The sequence below is a fragment of the Chitinibacter bivalviorum genome, assembly GCF_013403565.1.
Taxonomy (GTDB): Bacteria; Pseudomonadota; Gammaproteobacteria; order Burkholderiales; family Chitinibacteraceae; genus Chitinibacter; species Chitinibacter bivalviorum.
In genome coordinates, this window is sequence record NZ_CP058627.1 from 2700399 (window position 1) to 2721468 (window position 21070).

Sequence of the window (21070 nt, forward strand, 5' to 3'; positions counted from 1 at the left end):
TTGCAAAAATGATTTTGGCAATATACAAGGGTGGTGTATTTGAAAGATCCTACTCAACTGGCCCAATTGGCCCGTGCCGCAGCCCAACGCGGCGATTGGATTCAAGCCGAGCAACTGATGTCGGGGGCGCTGCAATTAGCCCCTGAAGCTGCGGCGCTCCACCTCAATTACGGCAATATCCTCAAGCAACTCGGTCGTTACGATGAAGCCCGCACGGCCTACGAGCAAGCCTTGTACTGGCAAGCTGGCTGGGCTGATGCACACTACAATTTGGGGAATCTGGCCGTCGTGCGGCATGATCCCGTCGCCGCAGCCGAACACTATCGCGCCACGCTCGACGCGAATCCGCAACATGTCGAAGCTCACTACAATCTGGCAAGTATATTGACCAATCAGGGTCAATTTGCCCCTGCCCATCAGCACTTTGCCAAAGCATTGGCGATCAATCCGCAGCATGCCGATGCCCAGCATAATCTAGCCCGCCTTTACCGGCGCGAAGGCGATTTAGCGCAAGCCAGAGCGCACTATACAATGGCGCTCCAGATCAACCCTGAGCATGCTCTGGCCAAATACAGCCTGGGCACCCTCGATTTATTTGAAGGCCGATGGGAAACAGGCTGGCAAGGGTATGAGTCGCGCTGGCCTGCGCTGCATAAACCCTACCCCAATACCCCTCTGGCACGCTGGTCAGGCGAAGCGGTCAGCCCCCAATCACGACTCTTGGTGATCGGTGAGCAAGGCTTGGGCGATATGCTGCAATTTGCGCGTTTTTTGCCGCAATTGCGTGCGCAATTTGCGCAAGTCACCGTCTTGGTCCCCGAAGTATTGCGACAACTTTTGCAGCACAGTTTTCCGACCGTCGACATTGTCGATCAATTAAGCAGTCATGCGCCCTACACCCACCATATCCCGTATATGAGTTTGGGCGCAGCGCTGCAAATCAATGAGCAAGGTTTGGCAGGAGTAGCTTATTTGCAGGCTGAAGAAGCTGCTTGCCAAGCTTGGCGCAAGTCCTTACCTGCGGGCTATAAAGTCGGTCTCGCTTGGCAAGGTAATCCGCAGCAAGTCGATAATCGCTGGCGCAGTATTCCGTTTAATCAACTCGCGCCACTATTGGCCTTGCCGAATATCACTTGGTGCAATCTGCAATATGGCGTCAGCGCCGCTGCGCCCCTACGCGACGATAGCTCGCAATGGCGCGATTTGGCCGATACGGCGGCATATGTGAAGAATTTGGATTTAGTTGTGACCGCCTGCACATCGATTGTGCATCTGGCCGGGGCGCTGGGCGTGCCGACGATCTTGCTCAGCCGTTGCGATGCGGATTGGCGCTGGCAGGCGGAGCGCAGCGATAGCCCGTGGTATCAATCAGTGCATATTGTGCGGCAAACACTGATTCATGACTGGGCTACGCCGATCGCTCAGGTAATGGAGTTGATACGCTCGGATGCGATTATTTCGAAGTCCGCAATGTAGTCGCCGTCTCGTACAAAGTACGATTCCCTTTGATATTGGCTTTGATGGTTTCGAGCGAGTGCGGGCCATACAAAGAACACATCGCATCCGATAAGTACCCTTGCCAAGCATTAGGGCCATCTTTGCGATTATCCAGCCATTTTCGACTCTTCACTAACACCCAATCTTTATCCGACGTAGTCGATGCATAGCGACGATATTGATTGCTATTGCAATCAATGCCTTCATAAACGACGGTCGTAACATCACTGATATTGGGCTTAACGGCCATCACATAACGAATAATTTCATCCGAGCCGACGGTGATGCCGTCGAGAGAAATTTGATAAGTATTGGTTTTGTTGCGCTTGGGTTGAGTAAATTCATAATCAACCCAATTGCCAAGCGATGACACAGGCGGCAATTGATAGCTGCCTTCTTCAGGTGGCGCTTTACCACTGCGAAACCAGTTGACCAAGCCTGCAAAGCCACCCTCTTTGGCTGCTTCAACCGCATTTTGCGCGTCGGTTTCCCCGTCGGTTGTTGTCGTTCCCATCTGGGTTGCTGCGGCAAAACATGACCACAGCAACGCAGTTATCACCATTACCGCTCTCATGGCGTTTCCCTTGCTGCAAAAAAGCAAATGCTACCACGGCGCTTATTTCAATGGGTGATCCGTATCATTGGCACATTTTCACCTTCATGCTCGCTAACCCACGCCGGCTGCAAGGTCACGTGGTCGATATGGTATTTCTGCTCCAGCATCTCACTGAGCAGCAAAATCAGCCGTGGCCATTCGGTGGGATCTTTAATAATCAGATGCGCCGACAAGGCATTGCGTTTGCCGCCGATGCTCCATACGTGCAAATCGTGTAGCTCCACCACACCGGGCGTAGCCGAAATATCGTTGCCAACCTGATCCAGATTCACACCATCGGGCACGCCTTCCATCAATAGATGCGTCGATTGCTTAAGCAGCGCCCAAGTCGAGCGCAAGATCAGCAGCGAAACCGCAATCGACAAGATCGGGTCAATTGGCTTCCAGCCGGTGTAGTAAATCACCGCGCCCGCCGCAATCGCAGCGACCGAGCCAAGCAAATCACCCAGCACATGAATCAGCGCCGCACGGCTATTGAGGTTGTCGTGATCGTGTGAGAGCTGCCACGCCGAGATCACATTGACCAACAGGCCGATCACCGCAATCACCATCACACCCAAACCATTGACCGGCTCAGGGTGCAGCAAACGCTGTACCGCTTCGACAATAATCCACACCACCAGCGCAATCATTGTCAGGCTATTGATCAGCGCGCCAATCAACTCGGCGCGCGCATAGCCGTACGATTTAGCCGCGTTAGCGGGGCGCTGGCCAATCAGATTGGCAATCAGCGCCAACAACAGCGCCGCGCTGTCGGTCATCATATGCCCCGCATCGGAAATCAGCGCCAGCGAGCCCGACCAGAAACCGCCTGCCAATTCGACAAAAGCAAAACCAAATGTCACCACCAGCGCAATAATCAGGCGATTTTGTGTCGTCGGTACGCCGTGATCGTGGTGATGGTGGCTATGATCATGATGATGATCGTGCTCAGCATTATGGCCACCCGGTCTATCGTGTGGATGTGCGTGCTGTTCGCCATCGGGATAATGCTTATGGGTATGCGGGGTATGACTCACAAAACCTTTCCTTCTATTGCTTTAAATTGAATACCCACCAAAAAGCCACCTTCTGGCCGATTGGCAAAATGGAGTTCTGCCCCATGCAGCTGGGCAATTCGCCGCACAATGGATAAACCTAAACCCGCGCCGGGCTGACTTTGCCCAGCGGGCCGGAAAAAACGCTCGCCCATGCGCGCCAACGTTTCTTCGCTCACGCCAGGGCCATGATCAAACACGGTCAGCTGTGTGCCCTTGATTTCGATACCAACCACGGCCTCGCTACCCGCATAGCGGCGGGCATTATCCAGCAAGTTGCGCAGGAGTAAATTCAAAAGCAGCGCATGACCTACGATAGGTATTGGATCAGACACATTTAAACGCGGGGCTTCACAAGCAATACCTGCCTCACGCAAGGCTTGCCCAGCCAGATCTGGCAGATGAATGGCGCTGAATGTAGGCGCTTCACCGTGTTCCAGTCGCGACATTTCCAGCAATTGCGCCACCAGATGCGTCGTTCTATCCACGCCTTCAATCGCGCGCCCCAAGGCTTTTTGCCGCGTTTCCGTCCGCGGGCTACTTTGCGCCAATTCCAGCTGCACACGCAAGCCCGCCAAGGGGGTGCGCAGCTCATGCGCGGCATCGGCGGTAAAACGTCGCTCGCGCGCTAACGTGGCTTCGACTTGTTCAAACAAAGTATTGAGTCGGTCGCGCAGCGGCGCGATCTCGCTCGGGACATTCAAATCGAGCGGCTCCAGATTATTGGGCGCCCGTTTTGCCAACTCCCGATCAACGATTTGCAAGGGCTTGAGGCCGCGATGAATCGCCCACAACAGCAAGGGCAGCAACACCAGCAAAGCCAGCATGGCCGTTTCCAGCAAATGCTCGGCCATTTCATTGGCGATTTTGCGATGGTTGCCCAAAGGCTCGCCCACGATTAATTGCCGATCTTTATTTTGTCGAATGCAAATACGCCAATCTTGCCCGTGCAGATTGATCACGCGTAAATCCGGCGCATTACTCGCTTGGCGTGGGAACGAGGGCAGGAGATTACTCGCTTGCAGCGAGCCATCGCTGTGATACAGCGTAAACGCGAGGCGCACATGGTGATGATCTTTTTCCACTGGCGCGGCGCTGAGGTCATCTTCGTCGCCCAAGTTTTGCCACAGCATCTGCGTGTACGCCGAGAGCTGTTTATCGAGCAGCTCAGTGGTTTCTTTGCGCGCCTCGTACAGCAGCACCACGCTGAAGACCAGCCACGAGACGATGGTCGCCAGCAAAATCAGCACCGTTAGCCGCGACAGCAGCGACTCGCCCAACCAATGTCGCCAACGATTGATTCTCCAGCTTTTCATGGCGTAGCATCGCCCATGCGCCAACCGAGGCCACGCATATTCTGTATCGCGTCGCTGCCGAGTTTTTTGCGCAAATGCGATAAATGCACGTCCAGCGTATTACTTTCCACCTCTCCACCCCAACCGTACATTTTGTCGTCGAGCTGAGTGCGCGATAGATAATTGGGTGAATTCGCCAACAACACATGCAGCAGACGAAACTCCATCGCCGTCAGCACCAGCGGCTCGCCTTTTAGCGTGGCAATTTGTTTGGCGGGATCGAGCCGTAAATCGCGCCAGACCAGATCATTGCCACTGCGGCCTTGCGCTCGGCGCAGCAAAGCATGAATGCGCGCGACTAATTCGCCAAGCGCAAAGGGTTTGACCAGATAATCATCGGCCCCGGCGTTCAGACCGACAATTCGGTCGTCAATACCATCGCGCGCGGTGAGCAGTAACACAGGAATATCGCGCTGCAAACCACGCAGCCACGCGAGCAATTGCAGGCCATTAAGACGCGGCAACGCAATATCGAGCACGATCAAATCAAAATCATTGCTGGCTGAAAGCGCAGTACGCGCGGCTTCGCCGTCTTGCAGCCAATCGACCGCAAAACCAGCATCGACGAGGCCGTCTTGCACGCCCTCGCCGAGGAGTAAATCATCTTCAACCAGCAATAAGCGCATTAATGTTGTTCCACAGGCTTTTCGTTCACATCGATCACATCAATCACCGCAGAATCGACCCGTTTATAGCCATGAATCATCGCGGCAGGCAGGTTTTCTTTGTGCCGACGGCTTTCCACAATCGCCGCCAACACGTGCAAGCCTACGCCACCCAACATGGTATACGCCATGATTTCATGCAACTCTTCCAGCCATTCTTCACCAAAAAAGGCATCCGTGCCCATCAAGTAGCCCGTTGTCCCCATGCCCAGCACCATCACCAACAGGAACAACATCATCACCGCGCCAGCGGGGTTATGCCCTAAATATCGCGGATGATCACCGCGCAGCATTCCTTTCACATACGGGATCAAACGACGTGGCGTAGGAAACCATTCGCTAAACCGTGCGTAATGGCTGCCGACAAAACCCCACAGCAAGCGAGTGACCACCAAACCTACCGCGGCATAGCCTTCCCAGCGATGCCAAGTCTCGCCGCCTTCATTCAGAAAATTAATCAACACGGCCGCAGCCAGACACCAGTGCACTATGCGAACGACAGGGTCCCATACTTTGATCTTATTCATGATGACTCCAGATTGAATCAAACGGGTATATCAATGCAGGCATTACGAAATAATGCCTGCAACCATATACCAGCTTAATTACCGATTTCAGATTTTACGATATCGAGAGTTTTGCTATCGAAGTAAACCTCGGCTTTTTTGCCGTCTTTGTTCCAGCCGTAGATTTCATAGCATTCGCCAGAAACTTTGAATTTTTTGATCTTGTAGCCCATGCCTTCAATTTTGGTTTTGGCATCGGCTTCTTTCATCCACTCCGCTTTCGGGTGAACAGGGCAATTTGCACTCGCGAAAGTCAGCGAAGACAAAGCTAAAGTAGCAACAGCGGCGATCGTCATTTTGTTCATGGTCAAGCTCCTAAGTGGTTGTTTGATACTGCCAGCGTATTTAAGCAAGCTTGTATGAAGCGAAACTTAAGTAAATTATTTTTTTGCTCATTTAGATTCATTCGGCTTTGATCAAAGCCAGATCACCTTGAGTCGATCAAATACGAATTTTGAATTGACTGACTATACTTTGACAAAGCACTAGCCTGGGATAGCCATGACCGCCACGTCAAAATCGCTTGCTCTCACGCAATTTCACCATCTCGTCTGCGAGCTCTATCCCGCCTTGAGCGCACTCGAGCTAGTCGGAAATTTGCATGAATATTGGAACAAGCTCGCCAACGAAGCCCAAGTTTCACAATATGTGTTGCAAGAGCAATTGGCCAACCATCTGGGCATTGAACCGCTCAAGTACTTTGACCCCGACCCCGCAGTGGCCACGCTACTCTTGCCGAGTAAAGCTCGAAAACACATGGCGCTCCCCATGTATCGCAAAGATGGCATCCTGCACGTTGCCATCGCCAACCCTGCAGACACAGAACTCCAACTTACTCTCAATTTTCTAGCCGATGGCGCGCTGAAATTACTCCTCGCTATTCCCGAAGACCTAGATGCTGCGATCCAATTTGCTTATTCAGGCCATCAATCCAGCGGCGGCGATGCCAATGAATCTTTGCTAAATCATGCCATTGATTCAAATCTGCAAAGTGAGGAAGTCCTGGTCGAGCTTGCTCGGGAGCTGTCACGACAAGCCATCCGCAATAACGCTTCCGATTTACACCTTATGCCATTTTTAGGTGGCGGCTCTGTGCGTATCCGAGTCGATGGCCAATTACGCCGAGTGGCACTGATTCCACTCAAAGTCTATGAGGCGCTTTGCCGTTATTTAAAAGTGCAGGCGGGCATGGACCCCACCAATGAGCGGACACCACAAGATGGGCGCATCAGTATGCGCTATGAAAATCGCACCTTTGATTTACGCCTATCCTCCCTACCATTACGAGAAGGCGAGCGCATCGTAATGCGCTTTCTGGATCAAAGCCGCAGTGTCAATTTGGCTCAATCGGGTTTTGCCATTTCAGAAATGCGGGCCATTCAACGTCTTACCGAACATGTGTCAGGTCTGGTACTGATTACGGGGCCAACGGGCTCGGGCAAAACGAGTACTTTGGCGGGGATTCTGCGCGAACTCAATACATTCCAGCGCTGTATTATCACCGTCGAAAATCCAGTTGAATATGTGATCCCAGGCATTTCACAAGTGGATATCAACGATAAGGCTGGAATGACTTTTGCCGCCGCTTTGCGCAGTACCTTGCGGCAAGATCCAGATATAGTATTGATCGGAGAAATTCGAGATGCGGAAACGGCAATGATTGCATTGCAAGCCGCGCTCACCGGCCATTTGGTGCTCTCGACGCTCCACACCAACGATGCTTGGGGAGCCATTCCCCGCTTACTCGATTTAGGCTGCAAACCCTCCGTGCTGGCGGATGCACTTAATGGCGTCATTGCACAGCGGCTCTATCGTCGATTATGTCGTGAATGCCGAGAAGCGGTCAGTGAACCACTGAGCGCCGAAGAAGCCGCTTTTCACAATCTCACGCGCGCCAAACCAGCTTATCGTGCGGTCGGTTGCCCCAGCTGCCATTACTCTGGCTACAGTGGTCGGCTGCCATTTAGCGAAATACTCGAGCTCACCCCGCAACTTCGGCAGCAAATCAGCGAGGGCAATTTACATCCGCCTGAGATTAGTCGCACTCCCAATTCAACTCAATCACTCAGTTCTTCAATTGCGCGGCATATTATTTCTGGCCGCACCACAGTCAGCGAAGCACTGCACATTATGGGAGCGAAACTTTGGCATGACCTCGCCAAGGAATATGGCACACCAGCGCCTACAAGCAGCTTTTTCGATTGCAACAGCACACACGCACAAACCATGTCAGTGCTTTTTATCAGCAGCAAACCCGATGTCACCGATGAATTTGACGCCGAACTAGATCAAGTGGGTTTTATGACTCTGAGCTGCCAAACGGCCAAAGAAGCCTGCAGCTTAGTCGAACAGAACGAAAATATAGCCTTGATTGTTGCCGATCTTGATTCGGCCTTCACGAGTAGCGAAGCACTGCTCTGGATGCAAGAAGCACGGCGCGAGCTGTCGTGGAGTCGATTACCCGCGCTGATTTTATTACCCGTAGGCAAAGAAGAGTGGGGGCCGCTACTCAAAGCAGACGGTGCAATTTCACCTTGTCTGGCTCGACCACTTCAGCCAAAACAACTCTCAGAGCAAATCTTGCGGCCATTTGAAAGCCAGCTATAAAACATCATAGGGAAAAGGAAAAATTATGCCGAGACATTGGAAAACAAAGTGTTGGAACAAGGGATTCACCCTGATCGAAATGATGATTGTGATTGCAATCATCGGTATTTTGGCCGCAATTGCTACGCCGGCTTACCAACATTACATTGATAAATCTCGCGCAACTGCTTTATTACTCAAGCTCGATGATATTAAAAATATCGTGGCGGAAGCTCAGCTGGACTCGGGTTATCGACTGGGGAATGGGCACGCAGCAATTGGCCGTCTGACTCCAAGAGCAAACTACAGTCTCTTTTATGTGTATGAATTCGGGAAAAATCCCCCCGCTCCACCATTCCCTATCCCAAACTTAACAGAAGAATTACTTTCTGATCCTGCAAATGGCATTCGCAGTATTAGCTTAAGCTCAGGCCACATTCACGCTGATGCACCTGGCCAGATAAAAATTATATTTTACTGGAGCAATGAAACAGGTAAGCGAGCCGCACTTGCTCTGTATGAAATGGTAAAAAGTAGTTGCTACTACAAGCAGTATGGTTCGAACTCAATTGCCCTTTACATGACCATGTGAGCCAGAAATGACGAATCAAACCAAATCCATAGACGCGCTGGTTGAAGATGCCAGCAAAGCCATATATTCCGCGCCCACTACGGGCAAATTATCAACTCCAAATCAAACCCTTACTAACAGTTTGCTCCTGTTAGCTGCGCTGCTGTTGTTTGTGGCGTTGGTCGGATTTTTTTCCCATGTATTTCCCGCATACACTTATCCAGATAAAAATCTGTCTCCAGAAATTGGCCGTGCAGACTTGCGAGCCATCAATGATCAACTGGAAGACTACAAATTGAGTAATGGTCGTTGGCCAAGTTCTTTGGACGAAGCAAAAATACCCGCCTATATCCAGCAACCAGACCCCACGATTACGATTAGCTACACGCCCAGCAAAGACGGCTATGAATTAAAGTGGGAATCCAAAGTGTGGCTTATTACATTAGGCCCCGATAAGTTAACCGCCAACATCACCAAGAAATAAGCTTCCGTATCAGCATCGAGGAAACCAAATCATGTCAAAAACATTGCTGATTACCATGCTACTGACTAGCACTTCACTTTTTGCCAGCGGCTTAGATTATAAACCCGGAGCGATTTGCGATAAAAAGGCGGGGTTTTGTGCCGATATGCAAGGCGTCTCGGTCGCTTTAACCAAAGAATATTTAGGCGCCAAAGCCGAGCAAAAATTAATGGATAGGATTAATAAAGTAGGCGCCGCTGATTTTGATCCAACTTGGTTCACGATGAGCGGCGGATTAACCTGCAAAACCAAAGAAAAAACCTGTTGGAGCAGCCGCTACGGTGACAAAGTAGATGCGAAGGCAACAAAAACACTGTTTGGCTCCTAAACCCTCAGTAAAAAAGCCATTCACCCCAAAGTAAATGGCTTTTTTGATGCCAACTTTAAGCACAAGACTCAGGCGTACAAAACACCGCCCGCACTTGCTCTTCACTCGCCTCTGCGACCGCCGCCAGCTCTAGCCAAGCGACAAATTCGGCGGGCTTACCCAAAAATGGCCCAATATCAATGTGCTGGCGCTGGCCTTCGATCTCGAGCAATAGCGATGGAAAGCCGCGCAAACCTTCTTGCTGCATCACGGCGCGTGTCTTTGCAAAATGCGCGTCAACTTGGCTGGCTTGCTCATTCATCGCCGCGGCAAAAGCAGCGCTTTCGATTCCCAATTCAGTCGCCAAAGCCAGCAAAACTGTCCCATCGGCAATCCGTTGCCCTTCGGCATAATGCGCGGTTTGAATCCGACCCAGCATCGCTAGCGGATCGTGCCCCAGCGCGGCTGCGGCCAGAATTGCCAGCGTGGGCGGCGTCGAATCAAAAATTGCATTTGTATCGAGCAGCAAGCCGTTGAAGTAGTCTTCGCCAAATGGCTGCCCCGTGAGCTGGGCGATGCGCTGATCGTGCGGCATAACATAGTTGCGTAAAGCGGGGCTCACCGTTTGGCGATTCGCACCACTCATCATGCCGCCGGCGTGCAATTGCACACTCAGATTGGGCAACTTGGCGGCGGCATGGATTAGTGGTGCGGCGGCGTAGCACCAGCCACATAGCGGATCAAAAATATAAGAAAGCAAAACTTTTCTTGCTTCGTTGTCGTGCCTTGCCGTACTCGATGTACTGTCTGCGGCATCGACGCCTTGCAATACAACTTTTGCCCCTAGATTTGTATTTACCATTTCATTTCACCTTTATTCACTTTCGCACCAATGTCGAGCGCAATGCCCAAACCCGCATCTGGGTAAGCGCGTTTCATGCTGTCGATCAGCTCGGCGCTATTGCCCGCTGCGGCGGCGTTTTTCTCAAAGCTTTGCAAATACGCTTTGGTGTAATTGATCGCGCTGATGTCCATTTTGCTGCCGGCCAGCATATGCCCTGGCACGACGATGGCGGGTTTCAATGCGGCCATTTCATCGAGTTGCGCAATCCACTCGCCACGCTCGGCTGCGTTTTGCGTATCAGCAGTCCACACGTGCAAGCCCGCAAATACGCCAATATCACCGACAATCGCTTTCATCGACGGCACCCACACATAAGGGCGATGCGCCAGTTTGCCAGTTAAACCGCGCACTTCGAGCTTTTCACCATCCACCGTCAACGTATCGCCTTGCAAAGCTTGCGGCAGCACTGGCTTTTTCGGCGCATTGGCGCCCATTTTTGGCCCCCAGAATGCCACTTTGCCATCGAGTTTGGCGCTGATTTTCGCCAACACGGCGGGGGCCGCCAATACTTGTGCATTCGGGAAAATTTCTTTTAATACTTCAACGCCAAAGTAGTAATCAGGGTCGGCTTGGCTCACAAAAATCGTTTTCAATTGCTTACCGCTATCGAGCACATTCGCAGCAATACGCAGCGCATCGGCACGGGTAAAGCCCGCATCGATGACGATCGCTTCTTTTTCACCGTAGATCAGCGTTGAATTCACATGAAAACTATTGCCATCGGCATTGTAGACTTTCATTTGCAGTGGTTTATCAGCAGCTTGGGCGGCGCCAAAAGTCACGGCGAGGGTAGCGGCGATCAGTGTAGTACGGAACATGGTGTAACTCCTTGTCTGGTTAGACGTCGTTAAATTGAACTGACGCCAGTTTAGTTGCATGAACCGTGCGGATAAATGCGCTAAACTGCGCATGATTGTTGCAATATTCGATCAAATCAGCGGAGCGAGACCATGGATAGGCTAGCGGCGATGAAGGTATTTTGCGAAGTGGCGGCCAGCGGCAGCTTTAGCGCCACGGCCGACAAGCTCGATATGTCGCGCGCAATGGTGACGCGCTATATTGGCGAGCTGGAGCAATGGTTGGGTGCGCGGCTACTGCAAAGAACCACGCGCCGCGTGACGCTGACCGACGCGGGCGAAAATTGCCTGCGGCGCAGCCAGCAAATGCTGGCGCTGATGGACAATATCGAAGAAGAAACCATTAGCCACGATGGGCAATTGCGCGGCCAGCTACGACTGACGTGCAGCATGTCGTTTGGCCATGCGCATTTGGCGGCGGCGATTAGTGATTTTCTGGCATTGCATAGCGAGCTGAAAATCGATCTGAATGTCAGTGATCGGGCGGTCAATTTGGTCGAAGATCGAATTGATCTCGCGATCCGCATTAGTAGCGAGCCCGACCCCATGCTGATCGCTCGCCCGCTCGCGCTTTGTGATTCGGTGCTGGTGGCATCCAAGGGGTATTTGCTTGAACACGGCATACCAACAGCGCCAGCGGAGCTTACCCAGCATAGGTGTCTGAGTTACGCCAATTTCGGTAAAAGCATTTGGCGTTTTCATCGCGCCGAAGAGACGCAGCAGGTCAGCGTGGGTAGCCGCTTTAGTGCCAATGAGGCGACCGTGCTGCTGCACGCGGCGATCCATGGCGGCGGGATTGCTTTACAGCCGACCTATCTGGTGAATCCACTCATTGCAAGCGGTGTGTTGCAGCAAGTGCTGCCCGACTGGCAAGCGCCAGCGATGACGATTTATGCGCTGTATCCATCGCGTCGTCACCTCTCACCCGCCGTGCGCGCGCTGCTCGATTTTCTGGTCGCGCGTTTTGCGACGCCGCCGTGGCAATGAGAAACCAAGTTAATAACAGACTTAAATTGATAAATGCACGATCAATGTACTTTGAGCTGGCGCAGTTATTGCCAGTCAGGATTGAGTCGATTTTCACGCCGGATCCCGCAAACGCAACTGGCGAACTTACTGCTCCGCACCGGGATAAAATAACGTGGAGACGCACGCCGAGACATCGCCATTGGTGACATTGATTTTGGCCGCGACAATGCTCACGCAAGAACGAGCGTCAAATTCTTTATCCCGACCATTGATATTCAAAATGTATTTGAACCCATCATTGCCACACAGCCTGACTTGCTGTGCCACATCACCAAACACGATGCTATTGCCGGTTTGGGATTTAAAGCAGCTCTGCGCTGCCGATTGCGGCGGTAAGCTCGGCACCACAGCCAGCGCAGGCGTAGTCAGCACACTCAATAGCAATTTAAGGAATAGTTTTTTCATCAGCGCCTTGCGAGTCGTCACGTAGAACAGCGTTTTGCCGTGCCGATGAGTCTGATGGGAAGCGACTGAATCACAGCTGAACAAGAGCGAATTGCAGATCAATCCAAGTAGATTTTCCGATAATGCAAGCGACATGCTGCCAAACTTTGACTAAGCGAATCGCACCAAGCGGATCCGAAATCTGGCGCTCAATTCTATTTCAGTAAACGATTTAATGCCGCTCGTGCCAGCAAGATAGTTTCCGATGCCGTTAAACCTATCCCAGCGTGGTAGCGAGTTCGCCAGTCGTCGGCGGCTTGGCCGTGCAAAAACACCCCACAGCGCGCAGCGAGCGCCAGATCCAAGCCTTGCGCGCACAGCGCCATAATGATGCCCGCCAAAGTATCGCCCTGCCCCGCGCTCGACAGTGCGGCATTGCCGCTGTGATTGATCGACAATTCACCTTCAAACGCCTGCACCAAGGTGCCATGCCCTTTGAGCACCACATGACATTGAAAGCGTTCGCTCAGCGTTCGCACCGCACTGACGCGGTCTTGCTGTACGTGTTCGGTCGTGGTTGAAAGCAAGCGTGCGGCTTCGCTCGGATGCGGGGTGAGCAGGCTCGGCGCGCTGCGCTCGGCCAGTTGTAATTGCAGATGGGGGTGCAACGCAATCAGATTTAAGGCATCGGCATCAAGCAATAATGGCACCGAGGTATCCATTGCCAACGCCAATACATGATTAGCTTCAGGCGACATACCCAAGCCCATGCCGACTAAAAAATGCGTCGGCAGGTGCGTCTGAAATAAAGCCTCGGCGCGGCAAATCATCAGCTCGGGTTGGTGAAAATCCACCGCGACATTTTCATCGAGCATGCCAACCCAAATCTTGCCCGCGCCCAAATTAAGCGCTGCCCGCCCCGCCAGCAGCGCAGCACCCGTCATGCCATGCGCACCACCGATCACAGCCACGCCGCCATAGAGCCCTTTATGCGTATCGTCTCCACGCAGCAACAGCTTAGCTCTTGGCGGTAAAGCATTGATTTCTAGCATGATCTTTTACTCCAGAGTGGATAACTGCAGTATGCACGCAGGGGCGCGAACCGCAAGCCCCGCCGTACCGCCGCGCGATAGCAACCTTTCATCTGCTTTGGCACAATTTCACAAATATATGATTTGACAGGGCTTTTTTAATCAAGTACATTCTCGGCACTAATTTGATTGAGCACATATTAAAAACACGAAGATTTTCGTGATGTGTTTCTAGCAGTTCCCTCCAGCAAGCCTCCTCAGCTTTTCTGAAATGAATCTGCCGCAATGATCAGTATCACAAGCTGATCCAAGATTCGAAGTTCCCTAGGGTCTGTTGACGTTTGGTTTACGAATTCCGTTTGCGCTGATTTTGGCGTGAAACAAGGCGCAAAAACCGTAGCATAGCTATTCTATGCAAGGTTTTTGCAACGCAGTGTCAGGCCAAAAGCAGCCAAACCCTGCGGGCTGGTCGGTTTTCACGGCAACTCTGCGTTATTCCGTGCTCGTATAGCTGGCTATACGTCGCGCAAAATGCCTTGATTTGCCGCGAAAACCGTACCAGCGGAAACGCAAACCAAATGTCAACAAACCCTGACGAACCCAGTGCTCTTCTATTGGTGCTTTTCCATCCAGCATGTGATGGCGTGTAGGCGCGTATTGTTAGTAAACTGACCTTGTCGGTCACCCAAAGAAAAACAAAAACAGCGCCCAAATTATGGGAGCAGCCAAATGGCCCAATCTACTTTTGACTTTAATATCGAAGCTCGTCCTTCAACTCGCACTAGCGAAATGGAAGGCTGGTTTCAAATCGTAATCTGCCGCGGCGATCAGCGTAAACCAGTGACCGACTGGCAACCAGCGCCTCAAGCGCGCGACAATGCTTTGCACCGTGTCCTGCAAACAACAGCAAAAATCGCGAGTCAGCAGATCGCACAGCAATACCACTGAAAACATCAGTCCTCATAAAAAAGGCGCAGCAATGCGCCTTTTTTCATTTTAATTTCATACCACTTAAGCCATTCAATCACTTAGCGCAGCCCTGTACCGCATCGAAGTGGTATTAAATCAAACCCACAAAAATACAGGCTTAAAAAGCAATCATTTTTCGCCGCTCGCATCAATATAAGAAATTACTTATATACTGTATATTCCAGCTTACATCTTATGAATGTTGGAGCGAAAATTGATTTTTCTTTTTGGTTTAAGGATACGCACTCGATTATTGCTATTAAGTTTGCTCGCGCTATTTGGGATGACCTTATTGAGCGTGATGCAACTGAGCGCTCAGCGCCAAAGTATGCTCGATGGTCGAATGGCGCTGGTCAAAACCCAAACGGAAAGCGCCGCCAGTGTCATCGAACACTATCGTTCATTGAGTAAAAACGGCCAACTCAGTGATACCGAAGCGCAAACGGCCGCCATCGCTGCATTACGCAATGTCCGCTACAACAAAAGCGACTATTTCTTTATTTTTGATACGCAATACGTCTACAAGCTGCAGCCGAGCAAGCCCGAAGTCGAGGGGCAAAATAAAGGCGATCAGCAAGACAGCAATGGCAAATACCTGATCAAAGACATGGTTCGCGCCGCCCAGAATGGCGGGGGATTTGTTGATTACCACTTTGCCAAAATTGGCGCTAAAACTCCAGAACCGAAAGTCTCCTACGCCATGCTGATACCCGATTGGAATTGGGTGGTCGGCACTGGCGTTTACATCGATGACATCGACCATGAATTTAAAAGCAATCTGCTGTGGGGCTTACTCCAGCTCATCATCATGGCGATTGTGTTGAGTATTGTGGCTTGGTTGATTACCTTCAGTATCCTGCGTCAGCTTGGCGGAGAGCCTCAAGAAGCCATCGCAATTATGCGTCGCGTTGCCGATGGCGATTTACAGGCCGATACCGCCCAAGCCGCGCCGGGTAGTTTGCTCGCAACGCTAGGAGAAATGAGCTGTGGGCTGCGTAAGATTATTCAGCAGATTCGCCACGATGCGGCGCAATTAGGCCAACAAGCGACGCAAATTGCCGACTCAAGTCGGGAAATTTCAATCGCAGCCAATCGCCAAGCCGATGCCACCACGTCGATGGCGGCAGCGATGGAAGAGCTCACCGTCAGCATCAACCACATCTCCGAGAGCTCGGAAATCACACGCACAACTTCAGCGCAAGCCACGACCCTCGCACAAGAAGGTGTCGGACAAGTGGCCATGGCGAGCAGCAGCATGGAAGACATCGCGCACACGGTAGCAGGCGCGACCGAGCAAATTCGCAGCCTGGATGCCAAGGCGCATGAAATTTCAGGCATTGCAGCCGTCATTAAAGACATCGCGGGGCAAACCAATCTACTGGCGCTGAATGCCGCGATTGAGGCCGCCCGCGCTGGCGAGCAAGGTCGCGGCTTTGCCGTGGTGGCCGATGAAGTACGCAAACTCGCCGAGCGCACCTCCAATGCCACGATCGACATTACGCAAATGCTGGCGGCCGTTCAGGAAGAAACGATGAGTATTGTTGGCATGATGGATAAAGCCATTCCACAAGTCAATCAAGGCGTCGAACTCAGTCGCAATGTGGCCCAATCATTGGGCCATATTCAAGCTGGCGCGCAAAGTACGCTCAGTCACCTGAACGAAGTGGCGGAGGCGACCCGCGAGCAAGGGGTGGCGAGTAATAACATCGCTTCGCGCGTGGAAGACATTTCACAAATGGTCGAGGAAACCAGTATTTCCATTGCTCATTCTGCCGACAATGCCATGCAAGTGAATAGTATTGCGCAGCAACTTAATCAGCTGTTGAGCCGTTTCAAGATTTAATGTGGATGCTGGCAGGCGAGCTTAGCTCAAGGTGCATTTTGATGTGTGGCACACCGGTGGTGGGCGATACATACACGGCACCTTGGGCGTCAAACCCTTCTTTGGCATAAAAATCTTGCGCAAAAACTCTGGCATTCAGGATCAATTCGTTCAAGCCAGCTTGCCGCGCAATCGCAATTAATCCTTGCAAGACCAAATTCCCAGCGCCCTGCCCCTGCCGATCTGGCGCAACGACCATTTGGGAAATTTGCCCGCGGCACACAGGCAAGAGTGCCAATCGGCCATAGGCGACCAACTGCGCGCGATCAAAGGCGGCAAAATGAATGGCATCGCGCTCAAACGCATCGTCGAGCACCGTTATTGGCAATCCAAGCTCGGCAAAAAACAGCGCATAGCGCAATTCACGCGCACTTTGCCAATCACAACTGCCATACTCAATGGTGCGGCAGCTCAACGCATTACGAGACAAATTCATACGATGTATATCAATACAGACATTGATTTGGTTGATCTATAGCCACATACCCTAAGAAACAGCCTTAACTTGCCGCGCCAGCCAAATCGCCACCAGACCCGCGCCACAACTTATCAGCCCAATCCAGCCATAGTGGGCTAAATGGCCATTGGGTTCTTGCGTCAAAATCAAACCGGCCAGCAACGATGCCGCACCCGAAGCGAAATTTTGCACGGCCGAATTAAATGCCATCAAACGTCCGCGTAAATGCGGCCGCGTGGCACCAGTGACCATCGCCGTAGCAGGAATAAATCGCCCGCTGACAAACACAAAAAACAGCAGCGAGATCAGCAGTTGCCACCCCAAACCCAACGCCAGACTTTGCGTCACCAAAATAATCGGGATAAAACTCAACACGATCAGCGCGCCGACGACATGTTTCTTGGGGTAGCGATCGCTAAGATTGCCGATAATTGGCCGACTAAAAATCGTCCCTGCCCCGCCGACCAGATACACATACATCAAATCATGCTGTGAAATACCGATATTGGCGACCATCGTCGGCGCAATAAACGGGATCACCAAAAAGCCGGACACCATCAACATCGCCGTCAAAGACACCGCCCACCAATGATTACGATCACTTAGCAATTCGCGGTAGTTATCCAGCCAGCTCGCGTTCTGATCCAAGCTCGCCAGATGAGCGCGTACTGGTGGAACAAAGCGCATAATGCCAACCGCGACAACGGCACAAATCAAGGTCAGCCCCAGAAAAGGCACTCGCCAGCCCGCGTTAGCGGCCAGCCATAATCCCAACGGCACGCCGGCCACCGCCGAAATGGAAAAGCCCAGCATCACCCAGCCCATCGCATGGCCACGGCGTTCGGCAGGAATCACATCGCCCACAATCGCCATACAAATCGAACCGATGACCCCACCAAAAATCCCCGCCAAAATTCGCGCCAGCAGCAAGCTGACAAAGCCACTCGCCATCCCGCAGGCCAGCGTCGCAACCATCAAGCCCGCGTAACAAAATAACAGCGCGTGCCGACGATCAAATCGATCGGCTTGCGATGAGGCAAGTAAGGCCGAGCAACCTGCGGCGAGCGAATACGACGACACCAGCAAACCAAATTGCGCCGTATTCACGTGCATTTCCGCCATCAGATACGAGGCCAGCGGCATCATGATCATGAAATCGACAATGGTGGTGAACATCACCAACATCAGCGTGATGAGCAGGGCAGATTCTTTACGTGGATTTAATGTCATCAAAGGCCCGATTGCCACGACTTAGGCAAAATAACTATGGTGGTATATGATCGCAAACTAATCAGGTATTAGTCTGCGCATTTATACATCCACGATGTATCCAAATGTCATTGCTGCCTACGCTGCGCCTTATTGCGGTGCAGCCTCGCCCAAACGCGTCACCAATAATTGATCGATTTTGTAATTATCAATATCGACCACTTCAAATTTGAATCCGGCGTGGGTGACAAAATCAGTGCGTTTTGGCACTTTGCGCAGCATATACATCATAAAGCCGGCGATGGTTTCGTATTGGTCATCATCGGGAAAGGCCTCGATGCCAAAGACGCGCTCCAGATCGCCTATCGCCGTGACGCCATCGACCAGCCAAGTATTGGCGTCACGCTGTACGATTTGCTCCTCGTCGAGCGCGACACTATGGTCGCCCATCAGCGCGCCAGTAATGTCATTGAGCGTAATCAGGCCAACGACCAAGGCGTACTCATTGATAATCAGCGCAAAGTCTTCGCGCGCGGCTTTAAACTGGCTCAGGATTTCGGCCAGCGACAGCGTCTCGGGCAAAATCAGCGCGTTGCGCAGCAGGCCATCACCACGCAAAGAAATGCTCTCGCCGCGCAGTACATTACTCAGAATATCCTGCGAGTCGACATAGCCGATGACCTGATCGATATGGCCAATACAAACGGGAAACTTTGCGTGCGGGCTGGCCAGTAATTTGGCTTTGATGCTGTCTTCCGACTCCAGCCGGTCAATCCAGACGATGCTCTCACGCACCGTCATGCTCGACGGCGCGGTGCGCTCTTCGAGCTCAAACACATTTTCGATCAACTGCTGTTCTTGCTTAGCAACCACGCCAGTCAATGCGCCGGCGCTCGCCATCGCCAGAATATCGTCGGTCGTCACATCGTTGATCCGCGCCGCAGGCAAGCCAAGCAGATTCATGGCTTGATTGGCAAGGCCATTAAAGAACCACACGAATGGCCGCAAGCACAGCACACAAAAACGAATCGGCCGCACAATCCGCACTGCGGCGGCTTCGGACACGACCATACCAATGCGTTTCGGGATCAAGTCGGCGAGTAAAATAAAGGCCGCAGTAACGGCCAGAAATGCGCCCGTAGAGCCCAATGTGAGGGCGGTTTCAGCGGCAAAAAAACGCGCGAAGAATTGAGTAAACGCCGCCGAGTAAACACTTTCACCCAAGACACCCGCCAAAATGGCGACGGCGTTGACGCCGATCTGCACCGCAGTAAAAAAATGCCCCGGCTGCGCCAGTAATTCCAGCACCAGCTCAGCGCGCTCGTCGCCTTCATCGCGCATTTGCGCCAATTTCATTTTGCGGCTGGCCGCCAGAGAAATTTCGGAAATCGAGAAAAAAGCGCTAATGACAATGAGCAGCGCAATCAGGAGCGAGCTAGACAAGACATTCATGATTCACAAACCTAGGCTGATAACTCATTACGACAGCATAACGGCTTATGAATGGATACAACAATCTTTCTCAGCGTGAACAATGCATGGACAGCACGTCAGGGCCTGCGATAGCAAAGATGATGATTAATTCGGGTTGCGCAGCATCTCGCCACTACGATTTTCTTGATGTACCCAAAGCGATGCGCGATCAAGCAGTGATTCATAGCTACTGCGTAGCGGCTGATCTTTGGCTTGCCGCGCAATTAATCGGCATAACTCCAACACATAATCATCCAGTTTAAGCTCAGTGACTTCGATGGCTTGGTCATTTTCAAATGACTGCGGAACGAGGTGAGATTGTGGCTTAGGCAATTCACGCTCCTCTTCCAAGCTCAACAGACGGTCAAGGATCAGTTGCATGATGCTTTTCTCAAGAAATTCGACCGCTTTAGCATACCCAAGCAGCCCAAGAGCGGCTGTAAACCATTACCGATACACGATATGTATTTGTGTACTTTACCTTGCCGAGCGAAATAAGCTGGTGCGTTGTGATTTGAGCTGCTACACCGAAAGGGCAGCAAGTTTTTTCGCAGGTCATTATGAGGAGGCCAAAATGAAAAACAGCAAAGGTCGCATCACCGTTTCATCTCGCATTGATTTTGTTCGACTGGCCTCAGAAAAGCTGGACGATGCAATTTTGGTTCTGATTTACGACACCACCGATGAGCGCACCACCAAGTCGCGCACCACCTTGATTACTTATCTGCTCGATATTGGTATGACGACGGTCGCACAGGCCATCGAAGCGCATAAATCGGTAGTGATGTTTGAAAACCCGGATGAAGCAATTCGGGTATGGCAGCAAATTAGCGACCATAGCCACGCGCTGGGCGCCCATATTTTCTGGCATGGGCTACAGGACGACGCAGTTCATCACGCACAACTTGCCGCTCGACCCAAAGAAGTCAGCCCACTCGCCCATCACTAGGCGGTATAGCCCTCTGAGCCATATCAAAAATGATCTACATAGACATACCCTGAGGCAGTAAACTTGGGCACACTATAAAAGTGATTAGGGCACCTAAGGTGCCCTCATTTTTTGCTGCAAGAAAAGGGCGACACACCGCAAAAACGATCCAAATATCACGATAACGCGCCAGAGTGCGGCACTAGCCGTTACAATTTGCCAAA

General features: G+C 51.9%; 23 protein-coding genes. 9 read left to right on the plus strand and 14 right to left on the minus strand.

What is annotated here, in order from left to right; translation table 11 throughout:
* The first annotated feature begins 39 nt into the window (after nt 1–39).
* Complete coding sequence (locus HQ393_RS12810) at nt 40–1476, plus strand: tetratricopeptide repeat protein (protein WP_179355549.1); 1437 nt, start codon at nt 40–42, stop codon at nt 1474–1476.
* On the opposite strand, the gene HQ393_RS12815 is transcribed toward HQ393_RS12810, so the two are convergent.
* The 6 genes from HQ393_RS12815 to HQ393_RS12840 form a co-directional block, all read right to left on the minus strand.
* Nucleotides 1454–2071, minus strand: coding sequence for a CNP1-like family protein (locus tag HQ393_RS12815; protein ID WP_179355550.1), 618 nt, complete (start codon nt 2069–2071; stop codon nt 1454–1456). The two genes, HQ393_RS12810 and HQ393_RS12815, sit on opposite strands and share 23 nt — an antisense overlap.
* A gap of 47 nt (nt 2072–2118) precedes the next feature.
* Nucleotides 2119–3132, minus strand: a complete 1014-nt coding sequence (locus HQ393_RS12820; RefSeq protein WP_179355551.1) for a cation diffusion facilitator family transporter — start codon at nt 3130–3132, stop codon at nt 2119–2121.
* Nucleotides 3129–4466, minus strand: a complete 1338-nt coding sequence (locus tag HQ393_RS12825) for an ATP-binding protein (protein ID WP_179355552.1) — start codon at nt 4464–4466, stop codon at nt 3129–3131. The genes HQ393_RS12820 and HQ393_RS12825 overlap by 4 nt, the downstream gene beginning before the upstream one ends.
* Nucleotides 4463–5131, minus strand: coding sequence for a response regulator transcription factor (locus HQ393_RS12830; RefSeq protein ID WP_179355553.1), 669 nt, complete (start codon nt 5129–5131; stop codon nt 4463–4465). Before HQ393_RS12830 ends, HQ393_RS12825 begins: the two co-directional genes overlap by 4 nt.
* Nucleotides 5131–5697: a cytochrome b/b6 domain-containing protein gene (locus HQ393_RS12835; RefSeq protein WP_179355554.1), complete on the minus strand. Its 567-nt coding sequence runs from the start codon at nt 5695–5697 to the stop codon at nt 5131–5133. Before HQ393_RS12835 ends, HQ393_RS12830 begins: the two co-directional genes overlap by 1 nt.
* 74 nt (nt 5698–5771) lie before the next feature.
* Entirely contained in the window at nt 5772–6041 is a 270-nt protein-coding gene (locus HQ393_RS12840; RefSeq protein ID WP_179355555.1) for a PepSY domain-containing protein, read from the minus strand.
* A gap of 196 nt (nt 6042–6237) precedes the next feature.
* On the opposite strand from HQ393_RS12840, the gene HQ393_RS12845 reads away from it, so the two are divergent.
* From HQ393_RS12845 to HQ393_RS12860, 4 genes are read left to right on the plus strand one after another with little or no spacing between them, the layout of a single operon-like run.
* Nucleotides 6238–8343 (plus strand): GspE/PulE family protein, encoded by a 2106-nt coding sequence (locus HQ393_RS12845; RefSeq protein WP_179355556.1) that lies wholly within the window; start codon nt 6238–6240, stop codon nt 8341–8343.
* A gap of 25 nt (nt 8344–8368) precedes the next feature.
* The gene (locus tag HQ393_RS17940; protein ID WP_281361465.1) at nt 8369–8914 is read left to right on the plus strand and encodes a prepilin-type N-terminal cleavage/methylation domain-containing protein; all 546 of its coding nucleotides are present in this window, start codon (nt 8369–8371) and stop codon (nt 8912–8914) included.
* A 7-nt stretch (nt 8915–8921) separates the two neighbouring features.
* Entirely contained in the window at nt 8922–9377 is a 456-nt protein-coding gene (locus HQ393_RS12855) for a hypothetical protein (protein ID WP_179355557.1), read from the plus strand.
* Nucleotides 9378–9408: 31 nt separating this feature from the next.
* Nucleotides 9409–9744 carry a YcgJ family protein gene (locus HQ393_RS12860; RefSeq protein ID WP_179355558.1) on the plus strand — a complete coding sequence of 112 codons (336 nt, stop codon included), beginning with the start codon at nt 9409–9411 and terminating at the stop codon, nt 9742–9744.
* Between the two features lie 55 nt (nt 9745–9799).
* Here the strand turns inward: HQ393_RS12860 and HQ393_RS12865 are convergent, their stop codons facing one another.
* Together HQ393_RS12865 and HQ393_RS12870 are read right to left on the minus strand one after the other, a co-directional pair.
* Complete coding sequence (locus HQ393_RS12865) at nt 9800–10585, minus strand: DsbA family protein (RefSeq protein ID WP_179355559.1); 786 nt, start codon at nt 10583–10585, stop codon at nt 9800–9802.
* Nucleotides 10579–11445: an MBL fold metallo-hydrolase gene (locus HQ393_RS12870; protein WP_179355560.1), complete on the minus strand. Its 867-nt coding sequence runs from the start codon at nt 11443–11445 to the stop codon at nt 10579–10581. The genes HQ393_RS12865 and HQ393_RS12870 overlap by 7 nt, the downstream gene beginning before the upstream one ends.
* Nucleotides 11446–11577: 132 nt before the next feature.
* Here HQ393_RS12870 and HQ393_RS12875 point away from each other — a divergent pair, with 132 nt between their 5' ends.
* On the plus strand, nt 11578–12471 hold the full coding sequence (locus HQ393_RS12875) for a LysR family transcriptional regulator (RefSeq protein ID WP_179355561.1): 894 nt from the start codon (nt 11578–11580) through the stop codon (nt 12469–12471).
* Nucleotides 12472–12597: 126 nt separating this feature from the next.
* Here the strand turns inward: HQ393_RS12875 and HQ393_RS12880 are convergent, their stop codons facing one another.
* Together HQ393_RS12880 and HQ393_RS12885 are read right to left on the minus strand one after the other, a co-directional pair.
* Nucleotides 12598–13053 (minus strand): hypothetical protein, encoded by a 456-nt coding sequence (locus HQ393_RS12880; RefSeq protein ID WP_179355562.1) that lies wholly within the window; start codon nt 13051–13053, stop codon nt 12598–12600.
* 59 nt (nt 13054–13112) lie between these two features.
* Nucleotides 13113–13949: an NAD(P)H-hydrate dehydratase gene (locus HQ393_RS12885; RefSeq protein ID WP_179355563.1), complete on the minus strand. Its 837-nt coding sequence runs from the start codon at nt 13947–13949 to the stop codon at nt 13113–13115.
* A gap of 708 nt (nt 13950–14657) precedes the next feature.
* Here HQ393_RS12885 and HQ393_RS12890 point away from each other — a divergent pair.
* Nucleotides 14658–14876 (plus strand): hypothetical protein, encoded by a 219-nt coding sequence (locus tag HQ393_RS12890; protein WP_179355564.1) that lies wholly within the window; start codon nt 14658–14660, stop codon nt 14874–14876.
* A 235-nt stretch (nt 14877–15111) separates the two neighbouring features.
* Nucleotides 15112–16740 (plus strand): methyl-accepting chemotaxis protein, encoded by a 1629-nt coding sequence (locus HQ393_RS12895; RefSeq protein WP_218871162.1) that lies wholly within the window; start codon nt 15112–15114, stop codon nt 16738–16740.
* Here the strand turns inward: HQ393_RS12895 and HQ393_RS12900 are convergent.
* From HQ393_RS12900 to HQ393_RS12915, 4 genes are all read right to left on the minus strand, one after another.
* Complete coding sequence (locus HQ393_RS12900; RefSeq protein ID WP_179355566.1) at nt 16730–17215, minus strand: GNAT family N-acetyltransferase; 486 nt, start codon at nt 17213–17215, stop codon at nt 16730–16732. The genes HQ393_RS12895 and HQ393_RS12900 overlap by 11 nt on opposite strands.
* A gap of 51 nt (nt 17216–17266) precedes the next feature.
* Entirely contained in the window at nt 17267–18466 is a 1200-nt protein-coding gene (locus HQ393_RS12905; protein ID WP_179355567.1) for an MFS transporter, read from the minus strand.
* Nucleotides 18467–18595: 129 nt separating this feature from the next.
* Nucleotides 18596–19897 carry a polyamine export protein PaeA gene (gene paeA, locus HQ393_RS12910; protein WP_179355568.1) on the minus strand — a complete coding sequence of 434 codons (1302 nt, stop codon included), beginning with the start codon at nt 19895–19897 and terminating at the stop codon, nt 18596–18598.
* A 126-nt stretch (nt 19898–20023) separates the two neighbouring features.
* Nucleotides 20024–20299, minus strand: a complete 276-nt coding sequence (locus HQ393_RS12915; RefSeq protein ID WP_179355569.1) for a hypothetical protein — start codon at nt 20297–20299, stop codon at nt 20024–20026.
* 193 nt (nt 20300–20492) lie between these two features.
* On the opposite strand from HQ393_RS12915, the gene HQ393_RS12920 reads away from it, so the two are divergent.
* Nucleotides 20493–20867, plus strand: a complete 375-nt coding sequence (locus tag HQ393_RS12920) for a hypothetical protein (RefSeq protein ID WP_179355570.1) — start codon at nt 20493–20495, stop codon at nt 20865–20867.
* Nucleotides 20868–21070 lie beyond the last annotated feature (203 nt).